Annotated in this window: 22 protein-coding genes; 6 read left to right on the forward strand and 16 right to left on the reverse strand. The window is 61.3% G+C overall.

Features of this window, described 5'->3' with window-relative positions; genetic code table 11:
* Positions 1-46: 46 nt before the first annotated feature.
* Positions 47-490, forward strand: coding sequence for an RNA polymerase subunit sigma-70 (locus tag AB4Y85_RS13345; protein WP_441985395.1), 444 nt, complete (start codon positions 47-49; stop codon positions 488-490).
* Between the two features lie 258 nt (positions 491-748).
* On the opposite strand, the gene AB4Y85_RS13350 is transcribed toward AB4Y85_RS13345, so the two are convergent.
* The 10 genes from AB4Y85_RS13350 to AB4Y85_RS13395 form a co-directional block, all read right to left on the reverse strand.
* Entirely contained in the window at positions 749-1978 is a 1230-nt protein-coding gene (locus AB4Y85_RS13350) for a phenylacetate--CoA ligase family protein (RefSeq protein WP_441985396.1), read from the reverse strand.
* Between the two features lie 80 nt (positions 1979-2058).
* On the reverse strand, positions 2059-2451 hold the full coding sequence (locus tag AB4Y85_RS13355) for a DUF805 domain-containing protein (RefSeq protein WP_441985397.1): 393 nt from the start codon (positions 2449-2451) through the stop codon (positions 2059-2061).
* A 131-nt stretch (positions 2452-2582) separates the two neighbouring features.
* Entirely contained in the window at positions 2583-3419 is an 837-nt protein-coding gene (locus AB4Y85_RS13360) for an ABC transporter ATP-binding protein (RefSeq protein WP_441985398.1), read from the reverse strand.
* Positions 3420-3561: 142 nt separating this feature from the next.
* Positions 3562-4884 (reverse strand): ABC transporter substrate-binding protein, encoded by a 1323-nt coding sequence (locus tag AB4Y85_RS13365; RefSeq protein WP_441985399.1) that lies wholly within the window; start codon positions 4882-4884, stop codon positions 3562-3564.
* 70 nt (positions 4885-4954) lie between these two features.
* The gene (locus AB4Y85_RS13370; protein ID WP_441985400.1) at positions 4955-6040 is read right to left on the reverse strand and encodes a branched-chain amino acid ABC transporter permease; all 1086 of its coding nucleotides are present in this window, start codon (positions 6038-6040) and stop codon (positions 4955-4957) included.
* A 12-nt stretch (positions 6041-6052) separates the two neighbouring features.
* Positions 6053-7009 carry a branched-chain amino acid ABC transporter permease gene (locus AB4Y85_RS13375; protein ID WP_441985401.1) on the reverse strand — a complete coding sequence of 319 codons (957 nt, stop codon included), beginning with the start codon at positions 7007-7009 and terminating at the stop codon, positions 6053-6055.
* Between the two features lie 10 nt (positions 7010-7019).
* Entirely contained in the window at positions 7020-7820 is an 801-nt protein-coding gene (locus tag AB4Y85_RS13380) for an ABC transporter ATP-binding protein (RefSeq protein ID WP_441985402.1), read from the reverse strand.
* Complete coding sequence (locus AB4Y85_RS13385) at positions 7817-9799, reverse strand: AMP-dependent synthetase/ligase (protein WP_441985403.1); 1983 nt, start codon at positions 9797-9799, stop codon at positions 7817-7819. The genes AB4Y85_RS13380 and AB4Y85_RS13385 overlap by 4 nt, the downstream gene beginning before the upstream one ends.
* Positions 9800-10033: 234 nt before the next feature.
* Entirely contained in the window at positions 10034-10237 is a 204-nt protein-coding gene (locus AB4Y85_RS13390; protein WP_441985404.1) for a hypothetical protein, read from the reverse strand.
* A 246-nt stretch (positions 10238-10483) separates the two neighbouring features.
* Positions 10484-10738: a hypothetical protein gene (locus AB4Y85_RS13395; protein ID WP_441985405.1), complete on the reverse strand. Its 255-nt coding sequence runs from the start codon at positions 10736-10738 to the stop codon at positions 10484-10486.
* Between the two features lie 176 nt (positions 10739-10914).
* Between AB4Y85_RS13395 and AB4Y85_RS13400 the strand changes: the two genes are divergently transcribed.
* A complete protein-coding gene (locus AB4Y85_RS13400; RefSeq protein ID WP_441985406.1) occupies positions 10915-11214 on the forward strand; it encodes a hypothetical protein in 300 nt (99 codons plus the stop codon).
* 6 nt (positions 11215-11220) lie between these two features.
* Here the strand turns inward: AB4Y85_RS13400 and AB4Y85_RS13405 are convergent, their stop codons facing one another.
* Positions 11221-11502 (reverse strand): hypothetical protein, encoded by a 282-nt coding sequence (locus tag AB4Y85_RS13405; protein ID WP_441985407.1) that lies wholly within the window; start codon positions 11500-11502, stop codon positions 11221-11223.
* Positions 11503-12235: 733 nt separating this feature from the next.
* Between AB4Y85_RS13405 and AB4Y85_RS13410 the strand changes: the two genes are divergently transcribed.
* A complete protein-coding gene (locus AB4Y85_RS13410) occupies positions 12236-12541 on the forward strand; it encodes a hypothetical protein (protein WP_441985408.1) in 306 nt (101 codons plus the stop codon).
* A gap of 30 nt (positions 12542-12571) precedes the next feature.
* Here the strand turns inward: AB4Y85_RS13410 and AB4Y85_RS13415 are convergent, their stop codons facing one another.
* From AB4Y85_RS13415 to dctP, 5 genes are all read right to left on the reverse strand, one after another.
* Positions 12572-13435 (reverse strand): shikimate dehydrogenase, encoded by an 864-nt coding sequence (locus AB4Y85_RS13415; protein WP_441985409.1) that lies wholly within the window; start codon positions 13433-13435, stop codon positions 12572-12574.
* Entirely contained in the window at positions 13432-13881 is a 450-nt protein-coding gene (locus AB4Y85_RS13420) for a type II 3-dehydroquinate dehydratase (protein WP_441985410.1), read from the reverse strand. The genes AB4Y85_RS13415 and AB4Y85_RS13420 overlap by 4 nt, the downstream gene beginning before the upstream one ends.
* A 21-nt stretch (positions 13882-13902) precedes the next feature.
* A complete protein-coding gene (locus AB4Y85_RS13425) occupies positions 13903-15204 on the reverse strand; it encodes a TRAP transporter large permease (RefSeq protein ID WP_441985411.1) in 1302 nt (433 codons plus the stop codon).
* Positions 15201-15719 carry a TRAP transporter small permease gene (locus AB4Y85_RS13430; protein WP_441985412.1) on the reverse strand — a complete coding sequence of 173 codons (519 nt, stop codon included), beginning with the start codon at positions 15717-15719 and terminating at the stop codon, positions 15201-15203. Before AB4Y85_RS13430 ends, AB4Y85_RS13425 begins: the two co-directional genes overlap by 4 nt.
* Positions 15720-15797: 78 nt before the next feature.
* Complete coding sequence (dctP, locus tag AB4Y85_RS13435; RefSeq protein WP_441985413.1) at positions 15798-16790, reverse strand: TRAP transporter substrate-binding protein DctP; 993 nt, start codon at positions 16788-16790, stop codon at positions 15798-15800.
* 192 nt (positions 16791-16982) lie between these two features.
* On the opposite strand from dctP, the gene AB4Y85_RS13440 reads away from it, so the two are divergent.
* The 3 genes from AB4Y85_RS13440 to AB4Y85_RS13450 are packed head-to-tail and all read left to right on the forward strand — an operon-like array spanning position 16983 to position 20251.
* Positions 16983-17651: a GntR family transcriptional regulator gene (locus AB4Y85_RS13440; RefSeq protein WP_441985414.1), complete on the forward strand. Its 669-nt coding sequence runs from the start codon at positions 16983-16985 to the stop codon at positions 17649-17651.
* Positions 17648-18325: a GntR family transcriptional regulator gene (locus AB4Y85_RS13445; RefSeq protein ID WP_441985415.1), complete on the forward strand. Its 678-nt coding sequence runs from the start codon at positions 17648-17650 to the stop codon at positions 18323-18325. Before AB4Y85_RS13440 ends, AB4Y85_RS13445 begins: the two co-directional genes overlap by 4 nt.
* Before the next feature lie 51 nt (positions 18326-18376).
* Positions 18377-20251, forward strand: coding sequence for a bifunctional sugar phosphate isomerase/epimerase/4-hydroxyphenylpyruvate dioxygenase family protein (locus AB4Y85_RS13450; RefSeq protein WP_441985416.1), 1875 nt, complete (start codon positions 18377-18379; stop codon positions 20249-20251).
* The last annotated feature ends 84 nt before the right edge of the window (positions 20252-20335 follow it).

Here is a 20335-nt window from a genome sequence, read left to right on the forward strand (position 1 = left end):
TCCGATCCTTCGATGGTCCGGGCTGCTTTGCGGGAGTACGACCAACGTGACCACGCTCAAGGAGTTCGAGGATGCCCTTCGCGAGCAGGGCATGCACATGGCTCTCGCGATCCTGCAGAAGATGCGGGATCGGGACCGGGAGAAGCGGACCGTCTCGCCGGGACGCCGCATCGCCGGCCGCAAGATGACGCCCGAACTGGCCCGCGAGATTCTCGATCTTCACGGGACGACGGATATGACCCAGCAGGAGATCGCCTTTCAGCTCGGCGTGAACCAGGGGCGGGTCAATGAGGTGATCAAACGCGGCAAGTGGCTCGCCGATAACCCGGCCTCTCCCGAGGCTCAGGCCCGCGACAAGGCGAAGGCCAGAATGGCTGAAGCAGTGCTGCCGCGTAAGAAGGCACCAAAGGCGGCCCTCAACGCAGTACCCAAGAAGCAGAGGGCTCGATCCATCGGAAATCAGGCTCAGCTTTCGCTCGGCGACCTGTAAACGATGACACGGTCGGCCGCGACCGTCCTATTATAGGGATCTGGTCGCGGCCTTAGGCCCGTGTTTTGCCCCCACGGGAAGCTAAGCCTAAACAGCTGAAACTTGGCCTGAATGAGGCCTCATCCCGATATTGAAAATTTTTTAGATTTTTATGGAACCAACGCCTGCATTGCGCGTTTTCAGGCATCTCCGGTCCTTTTTGCCCCTACGGCCGGACACCTTCAGAGCACCCTTCGGGGTGCTCTTTTTCTTTGGGGGTCATGGTTTTCGCTGATCGTCGATGACCTTGCCATCATTCGGGAGGGTGCCGGGGGCGACCAGCATGACAATCCCTTTGAGCTTCGTTACGTCTCTGAGCGTCGTTGTGAGAGAGGATACGAGCTCGTCCGTAAGGTCTTCGCTCTCGGCCACCAAGGTCATCACGTCCGCCTCATGCTCCCTATCCACGATCAGGCGCAGCCGGCCAAGCTCCGGATGCCTGCGGCCGATCTCGGCGATCTGCTCAGGACGCACGAACATGCCCTTCACCTTGGCGGCCTGATCGGCGCGGCCCATCCAGCCCTTGATGCGCATATTCGTCCGGCCGCAGGGGCTGATGCCGGGCAGGGTGGCCGTGAGATCGCCCAGGGCGAGGCGGATGAAGGGATGGTGCGGGTCCAAGGTGGTGACGACGATTTCCCCGACCTCGCCCTCCGGCACCGGATCTCCCGTGCCGGGGCGAACGATCTCGACGATGATGTCCTCGTTGACCACCAAACCCTCGCGGGCGGGGGTCTCATAGGCGATGAAGCCGAGATCGGCGGTGGCATAGGCCTGATAGGCCTCGATCCCCCGGACCGAGAATTCTTCCTGCAGGGATTTCGGAAATGCGGCGCCTGAGACGAGGGCGCGCTTAACGGATGATGCATCCCGTCCCGCAGCCGCAGCGGCGTCGAGCAGAACTTTCAGGAAATCCGGCGTGCCGAGGTAGGCGCTGGGCCGATAGGCCTCGATCAGCTCCAGCTGCTGCTCCGTATTGCCGGGGCCGGCGGGAATGACCGCGCAGCCGAGCGCGCGTGCGCCGGAATCCATGATGAAGCCGCCGGGCGTCAGGTGATAGCTGAAGGTGTTGAGAACGATGTCGCCCTTCCTGAAACCTGCTGCATGAAGGCCGCGAGCGGCCCGCCAGGGGTCTTTCACATCGGGCTCAGGCTCGAAAATGGGGCCGGGCGAGGTGAAGAGACGGCCGAACGATCCAGGCAGGGAGGCGATGAGACCGCCGAAGGGCAGGGCGAACTTCTGGAAAGACGGAAGCTCGGATTTACGCAGGATAGGCAGGCTTGCCAGAGCTTCGCGGCTGGTGGTCCGATCAAGATCGATTCCCTTCAGCCGCTCCGCATAGGCTGGAGCGGCTGAAGCTTTACGAAGAATTTCCGGAAGGCGCTGAAACAGGTCCGCTTCACGCTTGGCATGATCGCGCGTTTCGAGAGAGTCGAAATGGTCTGCCATGGGATATCCTCGAACTCCAACAATGGTTGTCATCCGCAGCACATCACAGGCAGACCGTTACACGCCCATCCGGGCGCTGATCAGACTGCCGACTGCGCTTGCGTCAGTGAAGGCTGAGCCGGAAGCGGATCGGCTCCGAAGCGGTTCTGACCGATGGTGCCGCGCGTGCAGAACCATACGATGAGAACGATGGCGCCGACGAGCGGAATGAAGGACAGCAATATCCACCAGCCCGAACGATCTGTGTCGTGCAGGCGGCGCACGGTGACGGCAATGCATGGCAGCAACAGGGCCAGCGATGTGATCAGGTTAGTGATCGGCATACCGGAAAGAACGATGTTGTCCACGATGCCTGTAACGATCGAAACAAGAATGACGAACAAGGTGTAGAACCAGTATTCGGAGCGCGAGGCACGGCTGGAGAAGTCGACGTACTTGGATAGGCCGGACTTGATGGCTTGAGTGAAGTTCATGATTGGTAGCCCCCAATTGGAATCTTGAAGCCGAGCCAACGATGGCTCGGGCGCCGAGATGCTAAGAAGAGGAAATTCCTGAGGTCAAGCATTCGCCCGGTCATTCCCTGGGGGGTACTGTATTTTGTTGCTCAAGCCAGCCAGCGCTTGCGCCGCTTATAGCTCTTCACGGAACGGAACGACTTTCGGTCTCCCTCGGAAACGCCGAGATAGAACTCCTTCACGTCTTCGTTCTCGCGCAGCATCTGGGCCGGGCCGTCCATCACCACGCGGCCGGTTTCGAGGATGTAGCCGTAGGTGGCGTATTTGAGCGCCATGTTGGTGTTCTGCTCGGCGAGGAGGAAAGAGACGCCCTCCGTTTCGTTGAGCTTGCGCACGATCTCGAAGATCTCCTCCACGATCTGCGGCGCGAGGCCCATGGAGGGCTCGTCGAGAAGGATCATGGATGGTTTCGACATCATGGCCCGGCCAATGGCACACATCTGCTGCTCGCCGCCCGAGGTGTAGCCCGCCATGGATGTGCGCCGCTGCTTCAGGCGCGGGAAATATTCGTAGATCGCCTCCAGGTCGCGCTTGATGGCGGCGTTGCCGTCCTTGCGTGTAAAAGCGCCGGTCAGAAGGTTTTCCTCGATGTTGAGATGGCCGAAGCAATGGCGGCCTTCGAGCACCTGAATGCAGCCGCGCCGCACCAGCTCGTTGGGCGAGAGCTTGTCGACCCGCTCGCCCTTGAACTCGATACTGCCTTTCGTCACTTCGCCGCGCTCCGCATGGAGCAGATTGGAAATCGCCTTCAGCGTCGTCGTCTTGCCCGCGCCGTTCGCGCCGAGCAGCGCCACGATGCCGCCTTTGGGCACGGTGAGAGACACGCCTTTCAGCACGAGGATCACGTGATCGTAGATGACCTCGATGTTGTTGACGGTCAGAACGGTCTCGGCGGATGCGGGCTGCATCTGAACGGCGCTCGACATTGATCAGTTTCCTCGATTTCCCTCCCCCTTGTGGGGAGGGATTAAGGGTGGGGGTGTTGGCACCAGACCTTGATAGGCTATCGCCGCCACCCCCACCTCCAACTCCTCCCCACAAGGGGGAGGAGGGCAGGTTGCGCTTGCCTCAGCTTGCCTTGTCGCAGGCTTCCGTGCGCTTGGGCCAGCCGGCGTTCTTTTCGGCATAGTCCTTCGCTGCGGCGTCGAGCTGGGCCTTCGTGCGGTCTGTCATCGGCTCGATGGGGTTGGAGATCTTTGCCCATTTCGTGCCGTCCCATTCCTGCATGAAGGCGGGGCGGTGGCCGTTGTGATCGGCGCAGGAGAGCACGAGCTGCTCGGTGAAGCCCTCGAGACCAAGCTCCTTCAGGCGCGCCGGATCGAGCTTGATGTTCTCCATGCCGCGGCGCACGTCCTCGCCGGTCACGACCTTCTTGCCGGTGATCTTCTGCGCCTGGGCGATGCCCTCGGCGATCAGCAGCGAGTTGTAGATGCCGCGATTGTAGAGAACCTCGCCGACCTTGTCCTTGGCGGCCTTGGAGAGCCCCTTGTCCACCACATGCTTCTGGATGTCCTGGATCGCCGGGAAGTTCGCGCCCACCGCATGCCAGTTGAGGGTCTTGAAGCCCTTGGCGCCTGCACCGCCGGAGCGGGCGTCATCCTCGCTCGGCCACCAGACCGAGTAGAACTTGTCCATGGGATAGCCGGAACGGACCGCTTCCTTCACGGCGGCGCCGTTCATGGAGCCCCAGCCCCACATGATCATGTAATCGGGCCGGTCGCGGCGGGCTGAGAGCCATTGCGAGGACTGGTTCTGCATGTCCTGCGCGGCGACAGGATAGAGCGCCACCTCGAATCCGATGTCCTTCGACAATTCCTGGAGCAGCGGAACAGGCTCCTTGCCGAAGGCCGCGTCGAGATGGATGAAGCCGATCTTCTTGCCCTTCAGCTTTTCGAGCCCGCCTTCCTTCTCGCCGATATACTTGATGATCATCGACAGACCATCCCAGTAGGTGGCCGGCGGATTGAACACCCAGGGGAAAATGTCGCCGCGTGCCGAGGCCGAGAGGCCGTAGGCCATGGACAGGATCGGGATCTTGTCCACGGATGCGCGCGGGATCAGCGGCAGGGTGATGCCGGTGGACCACGGGTTGACGATGACCGGGTTCTTGCCCTTCACCGCCTCATAGCATTCGACGCCCTTCTTGGTGTCGTAGCCGGTTTCGCATTCCTCCAGCACGAGCTTCACGCCGCCGATGCCGCCGTCGCGCTGGTTCAGCATCTGGAGATAATCGTGCATGCCGTCGGCGATGAAGGTGCCTGAGCCCGCGAACGGACCCGTGCGGTAGGTGAAGAGGGGAACGTAGATCGAATCCTGCGCGAAGGCGGGCAGGGCAGTGCCGGCGAGAAGGGTCGCAGCGACCAGTTTCAGGCTCATTTTACGAAACGACATGGTTCGTTTCCTCCCGTTGTTGTCCGGCAGCGAGCCGGTTTGATTTCCCGTCTCCTTGGTAGGCTTGCCGTCAATAGGGGAACGGCCAGGCCAGGAGCTTCTGCTTGCCGATCTGCCAGAGCCGCGCGAGGCCGTGCGGTTCCACGATCAGGAAAAAGATGATGAGCGCGCCGACAATCATGAAGCGCAGGTGCTCGATGACGTCCGCGCCAACCGAGATGCCGAAGGGCGACATCATGGCCGGCAGCACGATGCCGAGAACGATCGGCATGATGAAGATGAGCGCCGCGCCGAAAAACGAGCCGATGAGGCTGCCCAATCCGCCGATGATCACCATGAACAGAATGAAGAAGGACTGGTTGATGTTGAACACATCGTATTCCGCGCCGCCGTACCACATGAAGACCATGAGCGCGCCCGCGACGCCGCAATAATAGGACGAGACGGCGAACGCCAAGAGTTTGGTCTGGAGCGGACGGATGCCCATGAGCTCGGCGGCCAGGTCCATGTCGCGGATCGCGATCCACATGCGGCCGATGCGGCCATGGACGAGGTTGGATGCGAGCCATGTGAGCACGATCACGATGGTGAGCACCACGAGATAGCGCGTCTGCGGCGTGGCGGTGGCGCCGATGATCGGGATGCCGAAGAAGGTGCGTAAGGGCGCATCGAGCGCGCCCGAGACGTTGTAGTTCACGAGCCACGGGATGCGGATGAAGCACCATTGCAGGAAGAACTGCGCCGCGAGCGTGGCGACCGCGAGATAAAAGCCCTTGATGCGCAACGACGGCAGGCCGAACAGCGCGCCGATGGCGGCGGAGAAGAATCCGGAGACGAAGATCCAGACGATCACGTTCACGCCCGGAAACGCCGTCATCAACTTGTAGCAGGCATAAGCGCCCACGCCCATGAAGGCGCCGGTACCGAGCGACAGCAGGCCCGTGTAGCCGGTGAGGATGTTCAAGCCGATGGAGGCGAGCGAGAACACCAGGAAGGGGATCATCACCGCCTGAAGCAGGAAGCTGTTGCCGAGGAAGGCCAACGCATAGGCGGCGATGATGATCAGGCCGATCCCGATCCTGTCCTCGCGCAAGGGGAAGATCGAGGAATCGCTGACGTAGCTTGTCTTGAACTGGCCTGCCTCGCGGTAGAGCACGTCGGCGTCTCCCTAAATCCGTTCGATGATCTTCTCGCCGAACAGGCCCTGCGGCCTGTAGAGCAGGAAGAGGAGGGCGATCACATAGGCAAGCCATGTCTCGATGCCGCCGCCCACCAGCGGGCCCCAGTAGAACTCGCCGAGCTTCTCGCCCACTCCGACGATGAGGCCGCCGATGATGGCGCCGGGGATCGAAGTGAAGCCGCCGAGAATGAGTACCGGAAGAGCCTTCAGGGCGATGATCTGAAGCGAGAAGGACACGCCTGAGCGCGCCCCCCACATGATGCCCGCGACAAGCGCCACGATGCCGGCGGCAAACCACACGATCACCCAGATCTGGTTGAGCGAGATGCCGACCGAGAGCGCGGCTTTGTGGCTATCCGCCACCGCGCGGAGCGCCCGTCCGATACGGGTCTTGGAGAAGAATACCGCGAGCAGCGCGATCATGATGGAGGCGATCACGGCGGCGGCGATGTCGAGATGCTGGAGGCGGATGGAGCCGCCGAACGCGTCGATCTCCGTGGTGCCCTGAGGCAGGAGGAGCTGTTCCGTGATCATCTCGCGCGGAGAACCGCCGAAGATGAGCTCGCCGAAGCCGATGAGAAGATAGGTGAGGCCGAAGGTGGCCATGAAGAGGATGATGTCGGGCTGGTTGACCAGGGGCCGCAGCACGACCCGCTCCACCACGACCGCCAGCACGAACATGGCCAGGACCGCGAGGACGAGGGCCAGGAAGGCAGGGACGCCTTTCTCGTAGAGGCCGACCAGGATCAGGGCCGCGAACACGACCATGATGCCTTGCGCGAAGTTGAAGACACCGGACGCCTTGAAGATCAGCACGAAGCCCAGCGCGATCAGCGCATAGAGAACACCGGAGACGAGGCCCTCCCACAGGGTCTGGATTAAAAGGTCCGGCGCTTCGCCCATGAATACGAAGGGTTCGATGAAGACCTTGTAGAGAATGTCCATCAATCGCCCCTCAATGCGCCACGCCGAGATAGGCATCGATCACGCGCTGGTCGCGCTTCACCTCATCCGGCGTGCCGTCCGCGATCTTGCGGCCGTATTCCAGCACCACCACGCGGTCCGAGAGGTCCATCACCACGCCCATATCGTGCTCGATGAGCGCGATGGTGGTGCCGTATTGCTGGTTCACCTCCAGGATGAAGCGCGACATGTCCTCTTTCTCTTCGAGGTTCATGCCGGCCATCGGCTCGTCGAGAAGCAGCAGGTCCGGCTCCATGGCGAGCGCACGGCCCAATTCCACGCGCTTCTGCAAGCCGTAGGGCAGGCGGCCCACGGGGGTCTTGCGGATGTGCTGGATTTCGAGGAAGTCGATGATCTCCTCCACGAACTTCCGGTGCTCGACCTCTTCCTTCATGGCTGGGCCGTGGCGGAAGAGCTGCCAGAAAAAGTTGGACTTCATCCTGATCGAGCGGCCCGCCATGATGTTGTCGAGCGTGGACATGCTCTTGAAGAGCGCGACATTCTGGAACGTGCGGGCGATGCCGCCGCGCGCGGCCTCGTAAGGCCGCATCTTCGGGCGCTTCACGCCCTTGAAGGTGATGCGGCCGTCGGTCGGGTAATAGAAGCCGTTGATGCAATTGAGCATCGAGGTCTTGCCCGCGCCGTTGGGGCCGATGATGGCGCGGATCTCGCTCTTGCGGATGTCGAAGGAGACATCGGTGAGCGCCTTCACGCCGCCGAAGCGCAGGGACACGTTATCGACCGCGAGCAGCACATCGCCTTTCGAGAGAACGGGATGATCGGGCGCTCTCATTCGGCGGCCTCCGGGATGAGAGTGGCTTTGTCGACGGGATAGAGCTTCATGTCCTTGATCTTCAGCCGAGCGGAGATCACGCCCTTGCGACCGTCTTCGAAGGTCACTTCCGTCGAAATGTCTGCCTCGGTCGAACCGTCATAGAGTGCCTTGATCAGTGGATCGTAGCGCTCGGCGATGAAGCCGCGGCGAACCTTCTGGGTGCGGGTGAGCTCGCCGTCGTCGGCATCCAGTTCCTTGTGCAGGATGAGGAAGCGCTTGATCTGCGCTCCGCCCATTCTCGGCTCCGAGGCCAAGGAGCGGTTCACCTCGCCCACGTGCTTCTCGATCATCTCGTAGACACGGGGATGGCCGGCTAACTCCTGATAGGACGCGTAAGTGACGCCGTTGCGCTCGGCCCAGTTACTCACCGCCACGAGGTCGATATTGATGAAGGCGGCCACATGGTCGCGCCCGTCGCCGAAGCACACCGCTTCCTTGATGTTGGGATAGAATTTCAGCTTGTTCTCGACATATTTCGGCGGGAAGAGCGCGCCATCGCGCATCTTGCCCACGTCCTTGGCGCGGTCGATGATCTTGAGGTGGCCATTGGCATCGAAGAAGCCCGCATCGCCCGAATGCACGAAGCCGTCCGCGGTCTTCGTCTCGGCGGTCTTCTCGTCGTCCTTGTAATAGCCCACGAACACACCGGGTGAGCGATAGAGCACTTCGCCATTCTCCGCGATGCGGATCTCCACCTCGGGAGCGGGGCGTCCTACCGTGTCGGCGCGGATTTCGCCGTCGGGCTGCATGGTGATGTAGACGGAGGCTTCCGTCTGGCCGTAGAGCTGCTTCAGGTTCACGCCGATGGAGCGGTAGAAGCGGAAGATTTCGGGGCCGATAGCCTCGCCCGCCGTGTAGCCCACCTTCACGCGCGTCATGCCGAAGCGGTTGCGTAAAGGGGCATAGACCAGCACGTTCCCGATCTGCCAGAGCAGGCGATCCCAGGCGCTGACGCCGGGCTCCTTGTTCAGGATCTTCTCGCCGACCCTGTTGGCGTGCTCGATGAAGAAGTGGAACATGCGCCGCTTCAGCGCGCTCGCATCCTCGATCCGCACCATGGTGAGGGTGAGAATGCTCTCGAACACGCGCGGCGGAGCGAAGACATAGGTCGCGCCAACCTCGCGCCGATCCTCCGCCACAGTCTCGGGGCTCTCTGGACAGTTCACGCAGAGCCCTGCCAGGAAGGCCTGGGCATAGGAGAAGATATGGTCGCCGACCCACGCGATGGGCAGGTAGGCCATGATCTCATCCGTCTCGTCGAGTTTGTCGAAATCGCAGCCGATGCGTGCTGCGGCGATCACCGCGTCGGAAGTGAGCATCACGCCCTTGGGGCGGCCCGTCGTGCCCGAGGTATAGAGGATGATGGCGAGATCGGAGCCTATCCCGTTCTGCAATTCGCGCTCGATCGCCTCGGCTTCGCCCGCGCTTTTGAGATGCGCGCGCCCTTCTTCGACGACGGAATGAATAGAGTGGAGGCGGGAATGGTCGTAGTCCCGCAGGCCCTTCTCCTCGTCGTAGAGCACCTGAGTCAATTGCGGCAGCTGGTCGGAGACGGAGAGCAGCTTGTCCACCTGCTCCTGGTCCTGCACCGCCGCATGCGTCACCTCCGCGTGGGAGAGCACATAGGCCATCTCTTCGGCCACCGAATCCGCATAGACGGGGATCGGTATCGCGCCGATCCATTGGGCGGCGCAGATGGTCCAATAGAGGTAGGGGCGGTTATAGCCGATGACCGCGATCTTGCCGCCGCGCTGGAGCCCGAGAGCCTGGAGCCCCGCCGCATAGGCGCGGACGATCTCGTGCACTTGCGCCCAGGTCCAGGATTGCCAGATGCCGAGATCCTTATGGCGAAAGGCCGTGCGATGGGGGCGGACACGGGCATTCCGCGCCAGCAGCTTAGGGAACGTATCGTCGCGCGAATCCGCAGCCGCCGGCACCGACGTCTCCTCCCACGATCCACGCGCCTTACAGCGCGCGGTTTGGCTTCGTTTCCTCTGTCGCGCGGTGATCAGGCCCCGCGCGTTTCGCCGGCTTGAACCGGCTGCTCTTTGTCGAGCTTTATGGAGGGTATTGTGTCGTGCCGTTGCACCCGCGACAAGGCGCAGCCCACCAATACCATGGGCTAATATGTTGCAGGCTTAAAGCGTTGCAGGGAGGCGTCGGTGAAGCCGTCAGGGAAGGGACGTGAGGGCGGCGGCCTCGATCTCCTCACTGCGGACAAGGCGCTCGACACCCACCGCATTCTTGATCCGGTAGATTTCGAACCCTTCCGCCTGTGGAACCTGGCAGATGACGCAATAAATGCGGCGATCCCCGTAGCTGGTGGAGGAGTTCGTGATACGGACAAGCTGTCCGACCTGAAATACTTGCTGCATCTGCGCCTCCGTCATCGAACGATGCGACGAATCTTGGCAGAGCGAGGCGGAGTCCATCCGGACACTCCTGCTGCCTGTCGCGCCCTGGGGCGGATTGAGTCTCAAAGCTGCGGCGAAACGATGACAGCTGCGCAACTTTGCGCGAGTTCACGAACGCTGCTCTCTCATCCGTGATCAGAGGACGACGCTATCCAGTCGGGCGCACTAACCTAAGTTAAGCTGCGCTGAAGCCGCCTCCGCGCGTCTTCAGGACGACGCGCCGGATTTCTGGACGGGATGACAATCAAGCTCGAAGCGCTCGCTTATGGCACCGACCTGCGCCACCTGCATGCGCAGGGCCTCGATCCGCTGCTGGCATTGTTCAAGAGAGGTGAAGCGCTCCTGGGCACTTACGGCACCGGGGCGGTTTACAAGAGCGGGATTGTTGACCTGCATGTTCGAAGGCTGCGGCGCGGCGCTCGTTGCAGCGAGGAGGTAATAGACGAGAAGATAGTCGAACATGGGCGCATCCGATCCGGGCGACGAACTTTCCAAGCCTAACAGGAGAGTGCTGGCACCGGCACCTTGAATTCCAATTTGCGTTAATGCGCGGGCATTGGACTCGGAGGCCATGCAGCCTGATGGATCTCGTGTTAAGGAAGCGGCGCTATAACAACGACGATCAATGAGGGGCCCCAATGCGTAATAGAGTAGCTATTGCCGCGCTGCTCGCCAGCGGCTTTGCCGTGTCGGCGCATGCGCAGAACGGATATTCGGGCAATGAATGTCCGCCCAATACTCGCGCCAATGGTGCTCTCTGTCAGATCGGCGTTCCAGGCTCGATCCGCAATCCAGGCTCGTGCCCGGCTGAATATGTCAGCACAGCGGACGGGACCTATTGCATCCTCGCGCCGCGCAAGGAATGGGTGAGGGCAAAGCCGGCATGTCCCTCGAATTACAAGGCGAGTCCCGGCGGAGAATTCTGCGTCAGTCAGTAGGATTGATCACCGCTGCGCGGCGCAATCCGTCATTGGCAGGGAGACCTTGGTCCGATTGTTGGTGTAGGATCTTTTCGCCCGGTCGAAGGTCCACGGCTCGTCCTGGCAATTCCGGCCGAAGGCGCCTGATTGGTTTTCGAACGTTTCCCATTTGAGGTTCGAATTCGGGCACTTCCCCTCGTATTGCGCGGAATTCGCGCCGATACGTACATAGCATTGCGTGCTCTGGGCCTGAGCCGCGCCGATGCAGGTCATCGTCATGAAGGAAGAAACGAAAAGGCGAAACATTGTCGTCCTACGTGATTGCACATCATGTGCTGTATCATCGGCACAAGCTTGACGATAGGGCAGCGAAAACACACAGGTGAGAAAACGCGCCGTCTCGAACAGCGGTCAAGAAAAAGGCCGCGCCCAGCCTTGCTGTGTTCGCGGCCATAGCCGTGTTGCCCCGGCACGGAAGTTGGAAGTCAACTCCGAAGGTCTCTGTCGAATTCAATGAACGCAAACCAGGATGCTCAACCGCCGCAGAGCTCCTTCACGCCAATCACTCAAAACAGAAGAAACGTCATCTCTGCTCCCCAAGCGAAACGAGGCGGTACATCCGCGCCCCGCTTTCACTTGAGAGAGTGCTGATCGAAGGGAAACGATCAACACGATGATGATCGCCGGAACGTGGTTAATAAAGGATTAATGCGCGTTGAATTCTCGGACGAATGGTACGAAAGGGTGCCGGAAAAACCTTCCCTCGTTGGCTTTTGCTAATGAACGAAGAGCCATCCTACGACCATCAGGGGAGCGACGGTGCCGAGCATGAATGAGAGCATGTGCTGTACCATGGGAGCCGTCCTTGCGCCGCGCCCTTGTCTCACGAGGGCGCGCGGCATTCCGTGATGAAGATCACGTTCGGCTCATAGGCTACGGAGTCCGAAGGGGTCACCCTTCAGGCAGCCGACTTACTCCCTCAGAGAATGTGCGCCGCCGCTGTCAACGGATTAGCTTGGTCGTATCATGGGAGTGAGCCATGCAGCGTTTCGACATCGTTCGACACCAGGAAGATCTCTGGTCGGTCATGACCAACGGCCAAGCCGTCTATTATTTCACCACACCTCAGGAAGCCGACGAGGCCGCTCTCGCATTGGAGAGCCTATCCGATGTCTGCTGCCGCCATCACGGCGAGGAGGACGCGCATCGTCGGGTGCTGGAGCCGTGCAGTCTGTTCGGCGGTGCCGCAGGCACATCCTCTCTACCGGCCGCGTGGACAAGGCCGCGCTCCTGCACCTGTCTCACCCTGTCATGGTGGGGCCTGCACAAGCTTCGCCATTCCTAGGCTAAGCGCATGTCGGCCTGATCCGACGCGCTACATTTCGCTGAAATGCCGAAGCATCCGCTCGGCGTCGGGCTCCAGGCCCGTGAACAATCTGAACGCGCCCACGGCCTGAAAGATCGCCATGCCGCCGCCGGGCATGGTGCGGCATCCTCGCGTCCGCGCCATGCGCAGCAACTCGGTTTCCAGGGGGAAGTAGACGATATCCGCGACCCAGAGCTCGGGGCGAAGGAAGCTCACTGGGACAACCGCGCCGGGATATTTCGCCATGCCGAGCGGCGTGGTGTTGACCATGCCGTCTGCCCTGGCGACGGCATCCTCGATCCTTGTCGCGGTCATGGCGTGGCCTGGCCCGAACCGCGAGCAGAGGGCGGCCGCGAGTCTCTCGGCTCGGGCTTCATCCGTGTCGATGATCGTAACCTCGTTTGCGCCGAGGGTGAGAAGCGCGTGTGCCACCGCGGCGCCAGCGCCGCCAGCGCCGAACTGGACGACCCGGCCGATCTTCACATCCGACAGCTCGCGCTTGAAGCTCTCAGCGAAGCCCCACCAATCCGTGTTGTGCCCCATGCGACGGCCATCCTTCAGCACAACCGTATTGACGGCACCGAGCGCTGCCGCATCGGGCGACAACTCGTCGAGCAGCGGGATGACGGCCTGCTTGCAGGGATGGGTGATGTTGAGGCCGGCAAAACCGAAACGCTGGGCTGCCGTGAGCAGATCGGGGAGGGCACTCGCATCGAGGCCAAGCGTCTCCAGATCGATCAGCTTGTAGAGGTAGCGCAATCCCTGCTCCGCGCCTTCGCGCTCGTGCAGCCCTGGCGTTCTTGACGCCTGGATGCCGCTGCCGATCAGGCCGACGAGAACGGAGGCGCTGTCTCGCAATCGCTCGCCTGTCATGGCGTCGAGGCCGGCTGGTCGATCATGTCGAGCATTGCACGAACCGCAATCGGATAGCCGTTGGTGCCGAGCCCGGCGATGACGGCGGTCGCCACCGGCGAGACATAGGATTTGTGATAGATCGGCTCGCGCTTATGGATGTTCGAGATGTGCAGCTCGATCAGGGGACCGGGAAACATCTTGAGCGCATCCATGATCGCCATGGATGTGAAGGTGAAGGCAGCCGGATTGATGATGAGGCCGCTGCCCTCGTCGATGGCTTCATGCACCCAGTCGATGATCTCGTATTCCCGGTTGGACTGGCGGAAGACGATTGTTTGGCCCGGCGCGGCGGCCCGGCATTTCGCCTCGACCTCGGCGAGCGTCGTGCGCCCGTAGATCGCAGGCTCGCGGATGCCGAGACGGTTGAGATTGGGCCCGTTGAGAATGTAGATCGGCTTGCTCATCGGCATGGATCTCTGGAAAACTTATCCCTGGTAGCCGAAGAGGCGCGGCAGCCAGAGCACGGTTTCGGGCACAAAAGTCATGATCGCGAGAGAGACGATCATGGCGAAGAGGAAGGGCAGCGTATCGCGCACGATGTCGCGCAGAGGTTCGCCCGAGATATTCGCCATGATGAACAGGAGCAGCCCATAAGGTGGTGTGATCAGGCCGATCATGATGTTGACGACGACCACGACGCCGAAATGCACGAGGTCGATGCCGAGCGCTTGCGCAGTCGGGATGAAGACCGGCACCACGATCAGCAGGATCGCCGTTCCTTCTAGCACGCAGCCGAGGAGCAGCAGCAGGACGTTGACGAAGATCAGGAAGCCGACCGGGGAGAGGTTCCACCCTTCGAGCATCGCCTTCACACCCTCGGGAATATTCTCGACGGTGATGACGTAGTTGAAGACGAGCGCGCCGGCGATCAGCATGCCGATTGAGGCGGTGGTCCGCGCGCTGATGGCGAGCGACTGATAGAAATTGCGCCAGCTCACGCTGCGATAGAGCCCAGCCGAGATAAGGAGCGCATAGCCTGCCGCGACGGCGGCTGCCTCGGTTGGCGTCATCACGCCGCTATAGATGCCGCCGAGAAGGACGACGGGCATCATGAGTGAGGGGAAGGCATCCCACGTGATGCGCGGCAGCTTGCGAAGCGGCACCGGCTTTTCGACGGGGAAGTTCTTTTGTCGGGCTGTGATGGCGACGATAATCATCTGGCTCAAGGCCATCAGCAGGCCAGGAACGACGCCTCCGAGGAAGAGGAAGCCGATGGAGGCATCGGATACCAGGGCGTAGAGCACCATCGGGATCGAGGGTGGGATGATCGGGCCGATGACGGAAGACACCGCAGTGAGGGCGGCCGCGTAGCTTCCCGGATAACGTCCGTCCCGGGTCATCATGGCCTGCATCATGCGGCCCGTGCCGGCGGCGTCCGCAATGGCCGAGCCTGACATGCCGGCGAAGATGATGCTCTGCAGGATGTTGACCTGTGCAAGACCTCCCCGGAAGCGGCCCACGAGCGCATTGCAGAACGCCATGAGGCGGTCCGTCATGGAGCCGATATTCATGAACTCGGCGGCTAGGATGAACAGCGGCACCGAGAGAATGATGTAGTTGGAATACATGCCGTTGAGCAGCTGCTCGGCGGCGGTTCCCATGTCGAGGCCTGCGAGAAACAGATAGAGGATCGAGCCTGCGATCATCGAATGGCCGATGGGCAGCCCGAGGAAGGCGAGGGCGGTGATCGCGACGAGCGAGATCGAGAAAGGGCTTGTCAGATTCATACGCCGGAGCTCGCTTTGGTGGGATCGAATTCATCCGGCGCCACGCCTCGCATGGCCTGCCAGGCAATCCAGATGTAGCGGATGATCGTGGCGACGGCGAAGATGACGTAGATCGAGAACAGCCAGTCGAACCTGATCTTGAGATAGCTTGTCCGCTCCACCTTCATGAAGGTCACGTAATCGATGACGGCAGGGAGCGAGAGGGTGTAGAGCGCGATCACCGCGAAGGCGCTGATGAGCGCCATCACGCGACGAGGTTTGGGGCCGACCGCGCCGTAGATGATATCGAAGCGGATTTCCTCTTTCTCGGTGACAACAAAGGCCGCGCCGAACAGAACGAGCCAGAGCCATAGGACGACACTGATCTCGTGCGTCCATCCGATGGGAAGGCCGAACAGATAGCGGAAGGCGATCTGCAGGAGGAAGGCCGCGAACATCGTGGCCAGCATGGCGGCGGCGATGTTCTCCGCGCGCTGCGCAAGCCACGAGCCGATTGCCCGCGTTGATGGATTCATGAGAGCGGTTCCGTCTTGAGAGCTTGCCGGAAAAGCTCCGGCAGCCCCCTCCCCACAAGGGGGAGGGGAACATGCGCCTTACATCGCGTTGATCTTGTCCACCATGCCAGCGGGCCAGCTCTTGGCGAGATCGGAGGCGAGATACTTCTTCTGTGCGAATTCGCGGAAGGCCTTCAGGTCGGGCGTGTAGATGTCGAGGCCCTTTTCCTTGAAGAAGGTGGCAAGCTGAGCCTCCTGCTTCAGGTGCTCCTGATTGCTCCACTCGATGGCCTTGTCGGCGGCGGCCTGGAAGGCGGCCTGCTTTTCCGGCGACATGGCGTCCCAGACCTTGTTGGACACGGCCAGAACGTCGAAGCCGACGAGGTGCGAGGTCAGCGCGATCTGCGACATCACCTCGTAGAACTTCATGTTCTGCACGTTCGGCAGCGGGTTGTCCTGCCCGTCGATGGCGCCCGTCTGGAGGCCGGTATAGACCTCCGCATAGGCCATCGGCGTCGGATTGGCGCCGAGCGACTGACCGAGGAACTGCCAGGCGTCGCCACCTGGCATACGCAGCTTGATGCCGGCAAGGTCCTCAGGCTTGTTGATCTTCTTGTTGGACTTCAGGCCCACATGGCGGGCGCCGAAATATGTCGGGCCGAGAATATGGATGCCGAGCTTGTCGGAGGCCATCTGCTTCAGCTGCTTGCCGACATCGCTGGCGAAGACCTTCTTCAGGTGATCGGCATCGCGGAAGAGATAGGCCGAGGTGACGATGGACCACTCGGGAACCTGGTTGGAAATGTCCTGCGGGGCGATGTTGCCCATTTCCAGGTTGCCGCGCTGCATGGCGACGAGTTCGGTGCCCTGCTTGAACAGGGTGCCGCCGTAATAAGGCTGGAGATTGAAGCTCTGTGTCTTCAGGTCGGCGCTAAGGCGCTTCATCATCTCGGCTCGGATGTCCTGCTCCGAGAAGACGGCGGAAAATCTCAAATTCGGTGCCGTTTGCGCCGAAGCCGCTCCGGCCAGGCCGCATGCAAAAACGGCCGCGCCTGCAGCCATCAGAATACGCCGGTTGATCTCAAGTCCCATGGTTTCCTCTCCTTTAGATTGCCGCGCCTTGTTCTGCGTCTTGGGGGCATCATCCGCTCCGATAATCTCGAAATCAATAGGCATTTTAAAAAACATCTGATATTTTTGATTTCAACATATGATGACGCCTTGCCTGTAGGGCAGGGCGGCCTTGGAGAACCTGATGAAGGCTCACAGCCGGGCGGTGGCCCCATGAGCATCGAACTGGTGGCGGCATCCATCGCGGATCGTGCCTATGACCGGATGCGGTCCGACCTCGTGTTCGGCCGCCTGGAGCCGGGACTCCGGCTGCGGCTGGACCGGCTGGCGGCGGAGTATGGAACGAGTGTCAGCACCCTGCGCGAGATCCTGAGCCGCCTGTCTTCGGAAGGACTTGTCCTTGCCGAGGGTCAGCGCGGGTTCCGGGTGGCTCCTGTCTCGCCTGCCGGTTTCGAGGATGTGGCGGCGATGCGCCTGCTGCTCGAAACCTATGCGCTTCCCCTGTCCTTCGCGGCGGGCGATCTGGAATGGGAGAGCCGCGTCGTGGCGGCCCATCACAAGCTCGCTTTCATGGAGCGCCGTATGATCGCTGGCGACCAGGAGGGGACGGAGCTTTGGAAGCGATATGATCGCGAGTTTCATCAGGTGCTGATCGAGGCATGCGGATCCCAGACCCTTCTCGATCTCTATGGCGGCGTCTTCGACCAATATCTCCGCTATCAGATGGTGGCGGTGGTGTTTCGCGGAGAGATCGCGGCGAAGGAACACAAGGTGCTGCTGGAATGCGCCCTGGCGCGGGATGCCGACCGGGCCTGCGCCGTGCTCGAACAGCATGTGAACGGATGCGTGGCCTACACGCTGGAAAGCGGAGCGCTGGCATGAGTGACGATGTGCTTATTGCGCCGCCCGCCACGGTCGGAGAGAGCGCCTATCAGAAGATCCGGGCCGATATCATCTTCGGTCGCCTGCCGCCGGGCAGAAAGCTGAAGCTCGAACAGCTGAAGGGCGGTTACGGTGCGAGTGTCAGCACCCTGCGCGAGATCCTGAATCGTCTGCATTCCGAACGGCTCGTCGTCGCCGAAGGTCAAAAGGGTTTCGAAGTGGCGCCCGTTTCCATTGCCGGTCTTAAGGAGATCGCGGCTTTGCGCCAACTTCTCGAATGCCGCGCGCTGGAGCAGTCGTTCCGCGCGGGCGACATGGAATGGGAAGGCCGCGTTGTCGCCGCCCATCACCGCCTCGCGCGGATGGAGGAGCGGATGGCCGACGGCGAGAGGGACCATACCGAGGAATGGAAACGCTATGATTGGCAATTCCACCAGGCGCTCATCTCCGCCTGCGGATCGAAGATGCTGATCGACAACCATGCGGCGGTTTTCGACAAGTACCTGCGTTACCAGATGATCGCACTCAGCTATCGCGGCGACATCGCCTCCAACGAACATGCCGAGTTGCTGGATTGCGCCTTGAAGCGCGATGCGGCGCGCGCCTGCGAGGTGCTGACCCGCCACGTGGCGGGCGGCGTCGAGCACGCCCTGGCCACGGGGACCATCAGCTAAAAGGGGGGGCAATCAAGCTCCCGTCACCACAGAGAAAACGGACCGACGAGGATGCGTAAAGCCATTGCCACCGTCTGCCTGAGCGGCACTCTGACCGAGAAGATCGAGGCCATCGCGGCCGCGCAGTTCAAGGGCGTGGAGATCTTCGAAAACGATCTTCTTTCCTTCAACGGCACGCCCGCTGATGCAAGGCGCATGATCGAAGGCCTCGGCCTCGAGACAGTTACTTTGCAGCCGTTCCGCGATTTCGAGGGCATGCCGGAGCCGCAACGCTCCAAGGTTTTCGCCAGGGCCGAGCGCAAGTTCGATGTGATGCAGGAACTCGGCTGCGATCTTCTGATGATCTGCAGCAACGTCTCCCCGGATTCCCTCGGCGGAATCGAGAGAGCCGCGGCGGATTTTCACGAGCTCGGCGAGCGCGCCGCCAAGCGCGGCATGCGCGTGGCGTTCGAGGCGCTGTCCTGGGGACGGCATATCCATGATTACCGCGATTCCTGGGAGGTCGTGCGGCGGGCAAACCATCCGTCGGTCGGTCTGGTGCTCGATTCCTTTCACATCCTCGCGCGTGGAACCGACCTGTCGGCGATCCGCTCCATTCCCTCGGACAAGATCTTCCTCGTCCAGATGGCCGACGCGCCGAAGCTTGATATGGACTACCTGTCCTGGAGCCGGCATTATCGTTGTTTCCCGGGGCAGGGCGATCTGCCCATCAACGAGTTCATGGATGCGCTCCATGCTACGGGCTTCGACGGGCTCCTCTCCCTGGAAATCTTCAATGACCGTTTCCGCGCGGGCTCCGCGCGCAGCGTCGCCATCGATGGACAGCGCTCGCTCACCGTGATGCTTGACGATTTGCGAAAGCGCTCGGGCCTGGCTCCATTGCTTCCACCCAAAGCGGAATGCTCCGGCATCGAGTTCATCGAATTCGCCATCGACGAGCGCAATGCCGTCGGGTTCGAGAAGACCTTGAGCACGCTTGGATTCCAGAAAGCGGGTCGTCATCGCTCCAAGGCGGTGACGCGCTGGCGGCAAGGTGACATCAACATCGTCGTGAATGCGGATAAGGAGGGATTCGCACATTCCTTCAACATCACGCATGGCACGTCGGTCTGCGCTTTGGCGCTGCGGGTCGACGATGCGCCGAAAACGGGGGACCGCGCCCTTGCGCTCCTCGACCAGCCCTTCCAGCAGCCTGTTGCGCCCGGTGAGATGAACATTCCGGCCGTGCGCGGCCTCGGCGGGAGCCTTCTCTACTTCGTGGATAACAAGACAGGGCTGGACAAGCTCTGGGACGTGGACTTCGCGCCGACAGAGGTAAGCGATTTCACGGGAGCCGGGCTCACGTCGGTCGATCACGTATCCCAGTCCATGCATTACGAGGAAATGCTGACCTGGCTCCTGTTCTACAATTCTCTCCTCGATGTGCGGAAGGCGCCCGTGCAGACCGTGATCGATCCGGGCGGCGTGGTGCAGAGCCAAGCCATCGAGACCACTGACGGGTCGCTTCGCCTTATCCTCAACGCCTCGCAGAGCCAGCGCACCTTGTCATCGCGCTTCCTCACCGAACTCTTCGGATCGGGCGTGCAGCATATCGCGCTGGCGACGGACAATATCTTTGCGACCGTGGAGGATTTGAAAGCGAATGGTGTCGAACTTCTGCCGATTCCGGAAAATTATTACGACGATCTCGAAGTCCGAGTGGATCTCTCAAGCGATGACCTGGAGCGCCTGCGGGAAGGCAATATTCTCTATGATCGCGATGGAGCGTCCGAGTATTTCCAGGTCTATACGAGGACGCTCGGCGGAGGCTTCTTCTTCGAGATCGTCGAGCGGCGCGACTATCGTGGTTATGGCGCCATAAACGCTCCTATCCGTCTTGCATCCCAAACGCATCTTGCTTCGGTGGCGGCGTCGCTGGGGCTATGAACGCGTGCGGCGCACAACGACAAAAGGACTAGTTTCGGCGATGGAGTAGCCCTGAAGAGCCCACGGCCCCTCAAATCTTAGGCC

The sequence above is a fragment of the Microvirga sp. 2YAF29 genome (assembly GCF_052114605.1).
Classification (GTDB): Bacteria; Pseudomonadota; Alphaproteobacteria; order Rhizobiales; family Beijerinckiaceae; genus Microvirga.

What these genes read in the sequence shown, in the direction of transcription:
- AB4Y85_RS13400 (WP_441985406.1), top strand. Translation starts at nt 10,915, where the DNA reads ATGCGTAATAGAGTAGCTATTGCCGCGCTGCTCGCCAGCGGCTTTGCC.
- dctP (WP_441985413.1), bottom strand. Translation starts at nt 16,790, where the DNA reads ATGGGACTTGAGATCAACCGGCGTATTCTGATGGCTGCAGGCGCGGCC.
- AB4Y85_RS13405 (WP_441985407.1), bottom strand. Translation starts at nt 11,502, where the DNA reads ATGTTTCGCCTTTTCGTTTCTTCCTTCATGACGATGACCTGCATCGGC.
- AB4Y85_RS13380 (WP_441985402.1), bottom strand. Translation starts at nt 7,820, where the DNA reads ATGAGAGCGCCCGATCATCCCGTTCTCTCGAAAGGCGATGTGCTGCTC.
- AB4Y85_RS13415 (WP_441985409.1), bottom strand. Translation starts at nt 13,435, where the DNA reads ATGACAGGCGAGCGATTGCGAGACAGCGCCTCCGTTCTCGTCGGCCTG.
- AB4Y85_RS13395 (WP_441985405.1), bottom strand. Translation starts at nt 10,738, where the DNA reads ATGTTCGACTATCTTCTCGTCTATTACCTCCTCGCTGCAACGAGCGCC.
- AB4Y85_RS13420 (WP_441985410.1), bottom strand. Translation starts at nt 13,881, where the DNA reads ATGAGCAAGCCGATCTACATTCTCAACGGGCCCAATCTCAACCGTCTC.
- AB4Y85_RS13360 (WP_441985398.1), bottom strand. Translation starts at nt 3,419, where the DNA reads ATGTCGAGCGCCGTTCAGATGCAGCCCGCATCCGCCGAGACCGTTCTG.
- AB4Y85_RS13450 (WP_441985416.1), top strand. Translation starts at nt 18,377, where the DNA reads ATGCGTAAAGCCATTGCCACCGTCTGCCTGAGCGGCACTCTGACCGAG.
- AB4Y85_RS13430 (WP_441985412.1), bottom strand. Translation starts at nt 15,719, where the DNA reads ATGAATCCATCAACGCGGGCAATCGGCTCGTGGCTTGCGCAGCGCGCG.
- AB4Y85_RS13355 (WP_441985397.1), bottom strand. Translation starts at nt 2,451, where the DNA reads ATGAACTTCACTCAAGCCATCAAGTCCGGCCTATCCAAGTACGTCGAC.
- AB4Y85_RS13440 (WP_441985414.1), top strand. Translation starts at nt 16,983, where the DNA reads ATGAGCATCGAACTGGTGGCGGCATCCATCGCGGATCGTGCCTATGAC.
- AB4Y85_RS13350 (WP_441985396.1), bottom strand. Translation starts at nt 1,978, where the DNA reads ATGGCAGACCATTTCGACTCTCTCGAAACGCGCGATCATGCCAAGCGT.
- AB4Y85_RS13445 (WP_441985415.1), top strand. Translation starts at nt 17,648, where the DNA reads ATGAGTGACGATGTGCTTATTGCGCCGCCCGCCACGGTCGGAGAGAGC.
- AB4Y85_RS13410 (WP_441985408.1), top strand. Translation starts at nt 12,236, where the DNA reads ATGCAGCGTTTCGACATCGTTCGACACCAGGAAGATCTCTGGTCGGTC.
- AB4Y85_RS13375 (WP_441985401.1), bottom strand. Translation starts at nt 7,009, where the DNA reads ATGGACATTCTCTACAAGGTCTTCATCGAACCCTTCGTATTCATGGGC.
- AB4Y85_RS13425 (WP_441985411.1), bottom strand. Translation starts at nt 15,204, where the DNA reads ATGAATCTGACAAGCCCTTTCTCGATCTCGCTCGTCGCGATCACCGCC.
- AB4Y85_RS13390 (WP_441985404.1), bottom strand. Translation starts at nt 10,237, where the DNA reads ATGCAGCAAGTATTTCAGGTCGGACAGCTTGTCCGTATCACGAACTCC.
- AB4Y85_RS13365 (WP_441985399.1), bottom strand. Translation starts at nt 4,884, where the DNA reads ATGTCGTTTCGTAAAATGAGCCTGAAACTGGTCGCTGCGACCCTTCTC.